10 protein-coding genes are annotated in these 13,424 nt (G+C 36.7%); 7 read left to right on the top strand and 3 right to left on the bottom strand.

The window, feature by feature from the left end:
* Positions 1-5: 5 nt before the first annotated feature.
* Positions 6-1,565 (bottom strand): SGNH/GDSL hydrolase family protein, encoded by a 1,560-nt coding sequence (locus BW926_RS04645; protein ID WP_076444645.1) that lies wholly within the window; start codon positions 1,563-1,565, stop codon positions 6-8.
* Between the two features lie 10 nt (positions 1,566-1,575).
* Positions 1,576-2,811 carry an OmpP1/FadL family transporter gene (locus tag BW926_RS04640; RefSeq protein WP_076444643.1) on the bottom strand — a complete coding sequence of 412 codons (1,236 nt, stop codon included), beginning with the start codon at positions 2,809-2,811 and terminating at the stop codon, positions 1,576-1,578.
* 273 nt (positions 2,812-3,084) lie between these two features.
* On the opposite strand from BW926_RS04640, the gene BW926_RS04635 reads away from it, so the two are divergent.
* The 6 genes from BW926_RS04635 (at position 3,085) to BW926_RS04610 (ending at position 11,179) form a co-directional block, all read left to right on the top strand.
* Positions 3,085-4,443, top strand: coding sequence for a PSP1 domain-containing protein (locus BW926_RS04635; protein ID WP_076444641.1), 1,359 nt, complete (start codon positions 3,085-3,087; stop codon positions 4,441-4,443).
* Positions 4,436-4,900, top strand: a complete 465-nt coding sequence (locus BW926_RS04630) for a gliding motility lipoprotein GldH (RefSeq protein ID WP_076444639.1) — start codon at positions 4,436-4,438, stop codon at positions 4,898-4,900. The genes BW926_RS04635 and BW926_RS04630 overlap by 8 nt, the downstream gene beginning before the upstream one ends.
* A 6-nt stretch (positions 4,901-4,906) precedes the next feature.
* The gene (locus tag BW926_RS04625) at positions 4,907-7,288 is read left to right on the top strand and encodes a transglycosylase domain-containing protein (RefSeq protein WP_076444637.1); all 2,382 of its coding nucleotides are present in this window, start codon (positions 4,907-4,909) and stop codon (positions 7,286-7,288) included.
* 74 nt (positions 7,289-7,362) lie between these two features.
* The gene (locus BW926_RS04620; RefSeq protein WP_076444635.1) at positions 7,363-8,904 is read left to right on the top strand and encodes a protein adenylyltransferase SelO; all 1,542 of its coding nucleotides are present in this window, start codon (positions 7,363-7,365) and stop codon (positions 8,902-8,904) included.
* A 78-nt stretch (positions 8,905-8,982) separates the two neighbouring features.
* The gene (locus BW926_RS04615; protein WP_076444633.1) at positions 8,983-9,831 is read left to right on the top strand and encodes a T9SS-dependent choice-of-anchor J family protein; all 849 of its coding nucleotides are present in this window, start codon (positions 8,983-8,985) and stop codon (positions 9,829-9,831) included.
* Between the two features lie 76 nt (positions 9,832-9,907).
* Positions 9,908-11,179: a DUF6080 domain-containing protein gene (locus BW926_RS04610; protein WP_083672259.1), complete on the top strand. Its 1,272-nt coding sequence runs from the start codon at positions 9,908-9,910 to the stop codon at positions 11,177-11,179.
* A 144-nt stretch (positions 11,180-11,323) separates the two neighbouring features.
* Here the strand turns inward: BW926_RS04610 and BW926_RS04605 are convergent, their stop codons facing one another.
* Positions 11,324-11,863, bottom strand: a complete 540-nt coding sequence (locus BW926_RS04605) for a sporulation protein (protein WP_076444631.1) — start codon at positions 11,861-11,863, stop codon at positions 11,324-11,326.
* Between the two features lie 185 nt (positions 11,864-12,048).
* On the opposite strand from BW926_RS04605, the gene BW926_RS04600 reads away from it, so the two are divergent.
* Positions 12,049-13,413 (top strand): c-type cytochrome, encoded by a 1,365-nt coding sequence (locus BW926_RS04600; protein ID WP_076444629.1) that lies wholly within the window; start codon positions 12,049-12,051, stop codon positions 13,411-13,413.
* Positions 13,414-13,424 lie beyond the last annotated feature (11 nt).

Raw genomic sequence — 13,424 nt, 5'->3', positions numbered from 1 at the left:
AAATATTAAGGGAATTTTACCCCGGAATATTTATTGGCGTCTACCTGTGGAAGTGTAGACTTATATTTCATATTAATTGCTTTAATAAATTCATTAGCAACAATAGCGTAGCCTCTTCCGGTAAGGTGAACCCCATCAAGAGAGAAAGCACCACCGCTTACGAACTTAGCAGTGTATTTTACACCGTCAAAAGTGATCCCTGATGTACTGTTCAGCTCAACCATTTTAGCATTAGCATCCACAAAAGCCAGCCCGTATGTATCTGCAAGTGTTTTTATCGAGCCGTTGTAAGCATCGATAGCAGTTTTTACATAAGCTGCTTCGGTTTTTGTTAAGACATGCTGATTTTGTAACGGATAAGAAATTCCGTAAACATTCACTGGAACAGGTGCTCCCGGAGCCGTACTCGCAATCACCGAGCTTGACGTAAGAAGGATATAATCCTCCGAGGTAGCCTGTCTTGCCTGTCCGAAAATCTGTCCGAAAGCTGTAGCTGTAGGCAATCCTAAAGAAGGTGTCAATGCAGCAGTAAGCTGTGCTGAAAGATTTGTAAGAGATTCGTCTTTAATTAAAACAGGATTATTAGAGGTTGCAGAAAGCAGATTAATTCTGTCTCCAGCTCCAAAAGCAGTAAGTGCCTGCTTCAAAGGCCCGTATAAACTTTGATTAAGTGTTGTAAGATTTGCTCCCAATGCCGCAGGAGTAAGAGGATTATAAGGAACCGTTGTAAAGTAAGGAATTGAAGTAACATATGGTACGTTTGCAATAACACCTTTGGTTGTCCCTACACTTTTAAGTCCATCTAAAACAGCTTTTACAGAACCTGCTACAACATTTGGATCAGAAATATCATTTGATTTATAGGTTGCTGGGTTTGTATTTCCTGTTTGAACTGTTGCTGCCGTATAAGTTGTAACGCCCCCTACAGTTGTAGAGTTTGTTCCTCCGCTTGTTGCATATAATAATACATCATTGCTACCTATCCAAAGAGAGAAAAATGTAGGAGTCTGAGACATTGCATCAGCCAGAACAGAAGTAGTTGCGGATGAAGCAAACCTTACAAAATAAGGATTCGCAGTTCCTGTTGCAAGCCCAGCCATGTTTCCATATCCTGGAGCTACCAAATGATAAGATTTTGCTCCCGGCACACCCATATTCTGATAAGGCCTTCCTGCGGACACATTATCCAAAGCACCTCCCGGCGTGCTTGGAACGGGAGTTAATGATCCATTAACCACTTGGAGAGTAAGTTTTCCAGCAAAACCAGGAAGATTGTTGAACCCTCCGATATTGTTCGGCATTAAAGGTTGCTTAAAATCTCCACCTCCTGCAAGCTTCATTTGATTAGCAATCATTGAAGGATAAGATTCATTTTGTCCGTCAGAATATAAAGCACCGTCTCTATACCCTGAAGTAAGAGAATTTCCTAACGCAACATATTTGGAAAAGTTCGCTTCCCCTGAAGTCACGACAATATCTTTCACATCTGTATCAAAATCATCCTCGCAGCTCGTGGTAAAAAGTAGTGCGGAAATAGCGAATGTAGAAATTATAATTTTTTTCATAGTCTGTCAATTAAAAAGGGTTATAAGATAATCCTAAACCTAGATAGAATGCTGTTGCCTTAGCCTGCCCATAGAAACCAAGCCCTGCATTCTTCACATCTCTGGCCTGAGGCATTGCATATCCTCCTGCAACGTCCACTCCGAATTGTTTTAATTTAAATCCAACCCCGCCGGTTACGACGTATGTATTGAATGAAGGGGTCTCAGGAATAAAGTTTTCATCAGAATATGGGGATTCATCATAATAAGCCCCTAAACGTCCGTAGATCATATTAGAGAAAGCATATTGAGTTCCCAATCTGAATGTTTTGGAGTTTCTGAAATTTTTAGGAGAAACAGAAATTGTAGGATCTGATGGTTGATTTCCAACAGGAGCATTAGCAAAATCAAGGGTCAGCTTACTGTACCTTTCCCATCCGTGATAGTTGAAGTCAGCTGAAACCAACCATTTTGGAGTTATTTTATACGTTAAACCGATTGTATATTCTTCAACCAAAGGTAAAGTTGCGGAAAAACCGTCTTTCCCGCTTGTATCTAGCCCCAACAAAGGATAAATAGAGGCTGAAGGGAACTGGAAGGTAGCTTTTCCGTCTTTAGCTTTCATATCAATAGGAGAACGGTAAGCGATACTCACATCCAGTTTTGGGTCAGGTCTGAAATAAAAACCGAAGCCGTAACCATGCCCGCTCGCCTTGCTATCAAGATTAAGCTGCCCTCCGAATTGAGTAATAGCTTTGTCCCAGTTTACTTTTCCTCTTGCATAGATATAGCTTGCCCCAAAAGCAAACCAGTCATTAAATTTATAGGAAACCATAGGCTGGAAATAGTAGCTTTTCAGCTCAAGTTTTTGAACCATTTCTTTTCCTTCCCAATCGTTTGGCCATTCAATAGTACTTCCGAAAGGTGTTGAAAAGCTGAATCCTACCGACAATTTATCTGTCGCTTTGTAAGCAATGGCTGCATAAATAGGAGTTCCCACCGGATTATCAGTTTCTGTACTCTGTAAAGTATTCAAATTTTGAAAAGTAATTTTGTTACTTGCTCCAAATCCTCCTGCAACGACGCTTAGTTTCGAAGGAATAAATGACATACCTGCAGGGTTAAAGAAAGCCACACTTGCATCTTCAGCATGTGCACTCGTGTGAGCCATTGCCAATTGTTTCACCCCTTGGAGAGATACTCTGAAGCCTCCTGCGTAAGATAAAACCCCTGTCAATAATGCAGTTGATACTAAAATTTTTTTCATAGACTATTATTATAGTATCAAATATAAAATTATTTTGGTTATACCTGTTAATAAATCATAAATTTTTAAACAATATAAACAAAGAAAACTATGTTTGAAATAACATTTGCCCAAGAAAAAACCTTAAAATAATGTCTATTAAGTCTTTAAGAAGTTTAAATGATTAAATATTAAAATTTGTTTAACCTTAAACATCTCAATTTCTTATTATTTGATTATTTTAGACCACTTAAAGATAAAAATCATAAATTTGCAAGATTAAATATATAATATATGAGTTGTGGATGTAAAACATCCGGCGATTCTACACATTCCTGCGGACCAAAGAAGACCGCGAATGGCTGTGAAAATGTAAATACCTGTGGTAATAGTTATAAATTAAGTGTTTTTGACTGGCTTTCTAACATCAACAACCCCACACCGAACAGGTGTGATTATGTAGAAGTTAGATTTAAAAATGACAGAAAATCGTTTTATAAGAATATAAATAATATTCCATTACACATAGGTAGTGTAGTCACTGTAGAATCAAGTCCCGGACACGATGTAGGTGTGGTAAGTCTCACCGGAGAATTGGTAAAAATTCAGATGAAAAAGAAAAAATTTTCTGAAGAATCTGCCCTTAAAATATACAGACAAGCCAACCAGAAAGATCTGGAAGTATGGCAGGAAGCAAGAAAAAAAGAAGACGGCGTAAAGATAGAAGCTCGAAAAATAGCTCACAGGCTGGGTCTTGAGATGAAGATCACAGATGTAGAATATCAGGGAGATGCTTCAAAAGTTACGTTTTATTATACCGCAGATAACCGTATAGATTTCCGGCAGTTAATTAAAGATTATGCTGGTGCTTTCCGTACAAAAATCGATATGAAACAAATTGGTTTCAGACAGGAAGCCGCAAAAGTAGGTGGAATCGGGTCTTGTGGAAGAGAACTATGCTGTTCGACATGGCTGACAGATTTCAGGTCTGTAAATACCAATGTCGCAAGATATCAGCAATTGAGCATCAACCCTCAAAAGCTGGCAGGACAGTGCGGTAAGCTTAAATGTTGTCTTAATTATGAATTAGACAGTTATCTTGATACATTAAGCCATTTCCCTTCTTCTTCAACAACATTAGATACGGAAAAAGGAAAAGCCTTCTGCATTAAAATCGACGTTTTCAAAAAGAAAATGTGGTTTGCCTATGTAGAAAATTCTATCGCATGGTACGATTTTGATATTGATCTGGTTAAAAAATTAATCTCAAAAAACAAACGCGGCGAAAAAACCCTTCCCCTTGAAGATCTGAAACAGCCGGATGCTCCGTTTACAAGTATTGACCTTATTCAAGAAAATAATGTAGACCGTTTCGAGAAGAAAAACAGAGGAAATAACAAGAATAAAAATCAAAACAGGTCTAATAACAATCAAAATCAGCAAGGCCAGAAGAAAAACTACAACAGGCCTGAAAGACAAGACCATTCCGAAAAAAATGAAATACCTCAGAAACAGGACAGGCAGCAAAAGCCTCAAAAGCCCCAGCTGGAAAAAGTAGACGCTGCAACAGGTCCTGCCGCTGAAAAAAAACCTATCCCGAACAAGAAAAAATTCAAAAAAAAATTTCCTCCAAAAAAAGACAACAATGCGTAAAATTTTAGGATTATTTAGTCTTATCCTTTTCTTAAGCTGCAACTCTTCTTCAGAAGGAGAAGTTATCATGAATTCCGTTGATAATAAATGGAATAAGAAAAGTGAACAAAAATTTAATCTTGAAATTTCAGATTCGCAAAATCCTAAAAATATTATATTTGTTGTAAGAAATAACAATGAATATCCTTATAGTAATATAAGGTTTATTGTAAGTTTTACCAACCTTCAAAGTAAGAAAAAGCAAACGGATACGTTAAACTACGTACTGGCAAAACCCAACGGTGAATGGCTTGGTACAGGATTTGGTGACACGAAGGAAACTTTATTTCAGTATAAGCTGAACTATAGATTTCTGGCAAAAGGTAAATACGAAATCGGTGTAAAACAGGCGATGAGAAACGACAACCTTCCGGGAATTGAGGACATTGGAGTAAAAATTGAAACGGCTAAACCGTAATCATAAATGGAAGAAAACAAACAAAACACAGGAAATAAAGGGAAAACTTTTCCTCTTCCTCCCAAAAAGAAAAATACCGCTTGGAAAAAATGGATAAGTTTCATCTGGATTGGTCTTATTGCTATTATCTTAGGAATTTCAGGGCTTTTCTTTGCTGTTTCTCAAGGTTTTCTTGGAGAAATGCCTGATGTGAAAGAGCTTGAAAATCCGGATATTTATGTCGCCTCTGAAATCTACTCTTCAGACGGCGTCCTATTAGGTAAGTTTGAAAAAGAAAAAACACAGCCGGTTATCTATAAAGACCTTCCTCCTTATCTTGTTTACGCTTTGCAGGCTAAAGAAGATGAACGCTTTAAAGAGCATTCTGGGATCGATTTACAATCCGTTGCCAGAGCAGTTGTTTACGGAGGAGGACGAGGGGGTGGTTCTACAATCACTCAGCAGCTTGCAAAATTACTTTTCACAGGAGGAGCATCTCAAAATAAATTACAGAGAGCATTTCAAAAACTAAAAGAATGGGTCGTAGCCGTAAGTCTTGAAAAAAGATATACGAAAGAAGAGATAGTTACTTTATATTTCAACAAATTTGACTTCTTATATAATGCTAACGGTATTGAAATGGCCTCAAGGGTTTATTTTAACAAAAAAACTTCTGAGCTTACCCTACCTGAAGCGGCAATGTTTGTTGCAATGCTGGAAAATCCGGTAAAGAATAATCCAATGAGAAACCCTGAAAAAGCAAAAGCAAGAAGGAACGTTGTGTTGGATCAAATGCTTAAGACAGGATACATTGATCAGGCTACTTTTGATAAAGCTGCAGAAACACCTATTACTTTGGATTATCACCCAATTAAGAATATTAATGATGATTATTCTGCATATTATAAGTTCTATCTAAAAAAGGAAATCGATAATTATCTTAAAGATTACGAAAAAGAAAACGGTAAAAAATTAAACCTTTACAAGGACGGTTTAAAAATATATGTCACTCTTGATTCCAAAATGCAGAAATATGCAGAAGAAGCAATAAGAGAACACTTGACAGATCTGCAAAAAAGATTTGATGCCGAGCAAAGAGGCAGAAAAAACAGACCCTTCTATTACTTAACCGATAAACAAATTAATAGCGTAATGGTTCAGGCCATGAAGAGAACCGGCCGTTACAAACAATTGAAAAGGGCTGGAGTTTCTGAAGATTCTATTATGTTGGAATTCAAAAAGCCTACTAAGACATCCCGTTTTACCTGGGCTGGAGAAGAGGAAGTAGAAATGTCTCCCTGGGATTCTATAAGATATCACAAACAAATTGCACAGGCAGGTTTAATGTCTATGGTTCCGGGAACGGGTGAAATTAAAGCATGGGTCGGCGGTATCGACTGGCAGCACTTCCAATACGACCATATTAAACAAGGAAAAAGGCAGGTAGGCTCAACCTTCAAACCTTTCGTATATGCTACTGCAATTATGAAATTAGGAATGACCCCTTGTTCTGCCGTTTCAAACGGAACTTATGATCATAAAGGATGGCATGTTCCCGGAAGAGGAGGAATGCTTACTTTAAAAGATGCTTTAGCACACTCTCAAAACCCTGTTGCAGCAAGGCTTATAGAAATGACTGGTGTGGATGCCGTTATCCAGACAGCAAGAGATCTTGGAGTTACAGAAGATATTCCGAGAAATAATACGATTGCTCTAGGTTCATCAGACATTACTATCTATGAGATGTTGGGAGCATACAGTACTTTTGCTAACTATGGTAACTACAATAAGCCTGAAATGATCTGGAGAATTGAAGATGCCAACGGTAGAGTTATCAAAGAGGTAAATGTAGAACCAAAAGAAGTAATGAACCCAATCTATGCCTACACCATGATCGAATTAATGAAAGGTGTTGCACAATATGGTACCGCATCCGGGGAATTAGGCAGAAAAGGAATTTCTAAAGATGTGGAAATTGCTGGAAAAACAGGTACTACCCAGAACAACTCGGATGGTTGGTTTATGGGAATCACTCCAAAACTGGCAACTGGAGCCTGGGTTGGATGGGAAGACAGAGCTACCCACTTCTTCGGAACCGGTGAAGGCCAGGGGGCAAAAATGGCATTACCAATCTGGGCAATCTTTATGAAAAAGGTATGGGCAGATAAAACGCTAGGAATATCACCTGATGATAAATTTGTAAAACCATCAGGATGGAAAGACGGATGCTCGGATCTTAAAGGAATTGGATCAGGCTACGGAGATGATGGAGGTTTACAAACAATCGATGAAATTAAAAATCCAAAACGCGTAGAACCAACAGTACCTAGGAACAATTCCGGTAAAAAAGAAGAAAATATCAACGAAAATCTGAATACAGGAGAAGATATAGATTTTAATAATAAATAACCTCTCTTTTAGAAATACACAAGACCTTTCAATTATTTGGAAGGTCTTTCTTTTATAATTAATACCTTTGAAGTATGAATATTGACAAGATAGAACAACCCTTTATAAAAATATTTCCTGGAGATTTTTCCGGCAACCCGATGCAGAGAAATACTCCAAAAGTTTTATTTGCTACCATAAAACCCGCTGGGTTTAATCAGCCTCAATTAATTATTTTCAATGAAAAGCTTTCCGAAGAGATTGGGCTTGGAAAATTTGAAGAAAAAGATCTGGATCTCTTAGTCGGCAATAACCTTCCCGAAAATATCAAAGCCTATTCCACAGCCTACGCAGGCCATCAATTCGGAAACTGGGCAGGGCAATTGGGAGACGGAAGAGCAATCCTCGCCGGGGAGATCACAAATAAATCCGGACAAAAAACCGAAATTCAATGGAAAGGTGCAGGTGCAACCCCTTACTCCAGACATGCAGACGGAAGAGCTGTGCTGAGGTCTTCTGTTCGTGAATATCTTATGAGTGAAGCCATGTTTCATTTGGGAGTACCTACCACCCGAGCCTTAAGTTTAGCCTTCACTGGTGAGGATGTAGTAAGGGATATAATGTATAACGGGAATCCTCAGGATGAAAAAGGTGCTGTAGTGATCAGAACCGCAGAAAGTTTTTTGCGTTTTGGGCATTTTGAATTAATGTCTGCCCAAAGAGAGTACAAAACATTACAGGATCTTGTAGATTTTACCATCAAAAATTATTATCCGGAAATCACTTCAGAAGGTGTTCAGAAATATAAAGATTTTTTCGAAAATGTTTCCAAAAGAACAGCTGATTTAATGGTCGAATGGTACAGAGTCGGTTTTGTGCATGGAGTAATGAATACCGATAATATGTCGATTTTGGGCTTAACGATTGATTACGGCCCCTACTCAATGATGGATGAATATGATTTAAGTTTTACACCTAATACCACTGATCTTCCCGGAAGGAGATATGCCTTCGGAAAACAGGGACAAATTTCTCAATGGAACCTTTGGCAATTAGCTAATGTCCTTCATCCGCTGATTCAGGATGAAAAATTTCTGGAAGATATTTTAAATGATTATGGAAGTTATTTCTGGGAGTCTCATGATAAAATGCTGTGCAAAAAATTCGGGTTTGATCAGCTTTTAAAAAGTGATGAACATTTTTTCACTGCTTGGCAGGGGCTCATGCAGGAACTCCAGCTTGACTATACCTTATTTTTTAATGAACTTGAAAAATATGATGATCAAAAAGACTTAAGGGTTCAGTTTGAAAATGTTTCTTACATTTTTTTAAATGATGAAAAGATTTCCAAACTAGAAGATTTTATTAAAAAATACATGTCTAGATTAGAAAAAAATATTATTTCAAGTAAACAGTCTTTAGACCTTATGCACAAGACAAACCCGAAATTCATATTAAGAAATTATCTTTTATATCAATGCATCGAAGAAATTAACGAAGGAAAAACCGAAATGCTGCAAAGATTAACGCACGCATTAGAAAATCCGTACCATACAATTTATCCAGAATTTTCAGCAAAAAGGCCTTCCAATTATGATGATATTTCGGGATGTTCAATGCTCTCTTGTAGTTCATAATAAAATTTATATTTTTAACAAAATTCAAAATCAAGAAATCATATTTTTTCATATTTTTATATAAAATTAGAAAAAAATATGAAAAAACTATTACTTTCTTTAGGGTTATTATCAACTCTAGTTTTAGTGCAAGCCCAGACCTTATTATCAGAAAATTTTGAGGGTTCAGTTTTTCCTCCTACAGGATGGACAAGAACAAATACTAATGCGAGTAGAGCATGGGATTTTACTACTGTCAATTTTAATGCCGCGGGACAGGCTGAGTATACCATATCCGGTCTTAAATCTGCTTCAATTAATTGGATAGCATCTCCAAATACAGCAAATTTAGTAACCCCATCCTTTAGCTTAGTTGGAACAACATCTCCTGTTCTAAGTTTTAAGGTTGTCCTAGGATATTCTTATATGATTGTTAATGATGCAGGAGATTTGTTTGCCGAGATTTCCACAAACGGAGGAACTACCTGGACCACATTATGGAATGATGATGCAGAAACAGGATTTATTGATGATGGTGATGGCGACCCGGATACTGATTTATATAATGATAATATTGTTACTGTTCAAAGAGGCTTATCGGCGTATGCAGGGCAGGCTAATGTTCAGATTAGGTTCCGATATGTAGGAAATGATGCGGATGTGGCCATAATAGATGATGTACTGGTTTCGGCTTCTACATTGGGAACAAACGATGTTGGAACAAAAGCAAAATCGATAAATATTTATCCTAATCCTACAAAAGGAGAAATCAATATTAAAACAGATAAAAAAATTAAATCTTCAAGCATTACAGACCTCACAGGTAAATCTATTTCAAGATCTTCTGGAAGTAAAATCAACATATCTTCGCTTCCAAAAGGAACATATCTGATGCAGGTGGAATTCACAGACGGAACTTCATCTTCCGAAAAAGTTATCAAAGAATAATAATTACAAAATATATTTACACTAAACTCACCTCAAAGGTGGGTTTTTTATTTTATTTTTGCAGAAACCTTAATCCGTGTCAAAATTCAAAAAAAAATTCATTGATTTCTTTACGCTAATCTTCCCATCGACAGGTATTGAGTTGGTGATTTTTTTGGTTTTCCTGGTTTGTTACGGATGTCTGGGTTCTTACATTGCGATCCATTATAAGATAATTTTTGATAACAGAATACCTTATGATGCGTACTTCAGCTTTGACAACAGGGCAATTGTACTCTCTGGAGGAAGTTTTGAAAGGCACCCATTTTCATATTATTTTTTTAACTGGATCAGAGAATCAGCTTTATTTTTTTCAGATGGAAAAATGGATGCCAATTTTCGTTTTGCACTAGCCTGGTTTAGCAATCTTGCGATAAGCTTAAGCGTTCTTCAGGTTTTCAAATACTTAAAAAATATTATTCAGCTTCCGTTACTCATCAGTATTTTACTGGTTTTGTTTTTCGGATCGTTTTCAACTACGCTTTTACTTTCCTTCACCCCGGAAAATTTCACTTATACCTTGTTTTTATTGGCTTTATTTCATCATTACTCTGCAATAAAATTAAAAAAAGAACAAAAAATTCCGGTGCTGGCATTGGCATTTTCGGGTATTTCTATCGGCGGGGTGACCATTACGAATATGTCCAAAATTTTTATCCCGGTTGCTTTTGAAAAAGGAATTTTTAAAAATTGGAAAAATTTTGGGAATCTTTTTTTTAGAATTGCTTTAACTATCATTTGTTTTATTTTACTATATCTCAACAGAATTGATTTTAAATACAAACAGATTTTTAACAAAACCAGCCAACAGTACGAAAAATTTTCTAATGTAAAAACTATTCCTATCTGGGATATGATACTTTCCTATTTCTTTGGAGGAAATATCCTGTTTTCAAATTTTATAATCCGGGATAAAAAAGCAGATGGTTTTGAATTTAAAGGAATCGTAATGGATGTCTATTCATCGTGGATTTCTTATATTTTTATCATCATTTTGTTAGCTTTAGTTTGTTGGAGTTATTTTACGAATTTTAAGAATAAGCTGGTTCAGGTGGTCATGATTTCATTTTTGGTTGACATCATCATTCACTGCATAATGAAATTTGGTCTTCACACGGCTTATATCTACGGCGGGCACTTTGTTTTTGCCTATCCTCTACTCTTGGGCTGGCTGTTTTGTGCTTATAAAGATTCTCCAAAAATGCTATCTTTTTTCACTGCAATTTTCTGCATATTATTCACATACCTCGTAACGAATAATTATTTAAGAATGACAGAATTTTTCTGGTTTTTAAACCAATACTACTAAAGAATTTAAGTTTTGGCTAAAGCCACATTGATCATTTTAATTTTAAAGCGGACTAAAGTCCGCTCATATGATATAAATTCAAATTAATAAAAAAGTCGAGAAATATTTCCCGACTTTGATTTTTTGTAACATTTTAATCTGTTTTTATTTCGCTTCTGCACAGAAAATCCTATACTGTACGGCAATTGCCGATTTGAAATATTCACGCACTTTTGCAAGATCAGAGGCCGCACTTTGTTTTGTAAAATAGCTTCCGGCAAGGATTTTATAATTCGGCCTTAAAGAAGCATCTGTTTCAACCTTTAAATTCGGAAATCTTTTTCGGAAATAAGATTTTACCTCATTCGCTTCATCATTGCTTTTCACTGTAGTGATCTGGATTTTATAGCCTAAAATCCTGGGATTTTTTTTACAGATTTCCGCATTGGTAAGTTCCCTGTTCGGAACATAAATTTTGGTTGGTTTGAAAGGAGTATAATCCCCATCACTATCTCTTGGCCCTTTTGTGGAAGCCACTTTGGAGCATTTTTCCTCAAGATTTTCCAAAGCGCTACTCACTTTAGAATCCATCGTCATTACGAGTTCGGTTCCGGAGAGGGTATCTTTCTTTACAACCTGCTGAGCACCAATGCTATAAAAGCTCAATAATGATACTACCGAAAATATTTTGATCAAATTTCTCATTTAAACTTGTTTCCGCAAATTTATATAAATTAAAAAATTATACCAAACATGGTTATTTAGAATCAGTACAAATTATACGTAAATGACATTTTCCCCTTTAGATATACCGTTAAATTCCTGTTAAAAATATTATTTTTGCCGAATTGATTGAATGTTCAATATTTTACTAACATAAGATAATTTAAATGATTAGTTGGAGAAAGCATTATAGACAAACGTTGATCGCAATAGGCTTATTGTTATCAACCAGTGCTTCAATTTACGGGCAAGACGGCGATCCTAAGAATGGTGAGAAACTTTTCAAAGCGAATTGTACTGCATGTCACGCACTAGACAAACAAGTTGTAGGACCTCCTTTAAAAGGTGTGGTAGAACGAGTTAAGACAGAAGGCGGCAAAGATACAGCGTGGCTTCATAAGTGGATCAAAAACAACAAAGAAGTCAGAGAATCTGGCGACAAGTACGCCAATGAGATCTTTGCAAAATTCAATAAGACTGAGATGCAACTTTTTCCAAATCTTTCAGATAAGGATATCGACGACATCTTAGCTTACACAACTAATCCTCCGGCTCCGGAACCTGCTGCAGATGCAAAAAAAGATGCAACAGCAACGGATACAGCAGCTGCTGCACCGGCAAACAACACGACTACAAACGTAGTAATCATTTCACTTTTAGCCATTGCAGCTTTATTAGTCTGGATCTTAATTAAACTGAGACAACTAGTAAAATTAGGGCAATCTGAAGACTTAGCAGGGCTTAACGAAACAAGGGTAAAATCTTTCAGTGAAATCTATCAAAAATATCACTATGTAGGTAAAGGATTAATCGCAATCCTTGCACTGTTAGCCACTTATGGAATTTGGAACTGGATCATGTGGATCGGGGTTTACAAAGGATATAAGCCAGAACAACCTATCTATTTCTCTCACAAAATCCACGCTGGAGAACAAAAAATTGACTGTCAGCTTTGTCACTCTAGTGCTAAATACGGAAAAGTATCCGAAATCCCTTCTATGAACGTTTGTATGAACTGCCACAGAACGATTTCCGAATACAACGCAGCACATTATATGGAGCCTGGGAAAGATAAGGCATTTTATGACAGTCAGATTCAGGAAATATACAAACATACAGGCTGGGATCCTGCAAAACAACAATACACAGGAAAAACTGAGCCGGTTGAATGGACAAGAATCCACAACATGCCAGACTTCGTATACTTCAACCATTCTCAGCACGTAGTAGCAGGTGAGCAGGCAATTATCAATTCTTTCAACAAAAAGAATCCTAACAACAAAATCGATGTTGTTTGTAAAGCTTGTCACGGTAAAATCGACACAATGAATGTTGTACAAATGGCGAATGACTTCACAATGGGATGGTGTATCGAGTGTCACAGAACTACAGAAGTTGACATGAACAACGGTTATAATAAAGAATACTTCAAAAATCTACACGACAAGTTGAAAAAACAATACCCTAAAGATGGTGGTAAGATTACGGTAGATGCTATTGGAGGTCTTGAGTGTGGTAAATGTCATTATTAATAACTAAAAAT

Origin of the sequence: Chryseobacterium sp. RU37D (genome assembly GCF_900156075.1) — a bacterium.
Classification (GTDB): domain Bacteria; phylum Bacteroidota; class Bacteroidia; order Flavobacteriales; family Weeksellaceae; genus Chryseobacterium.
Note: the sequence above shows the minus strand (reverse complement) of the source record. Positions and strands in the feature narration are given on the sequence as shown.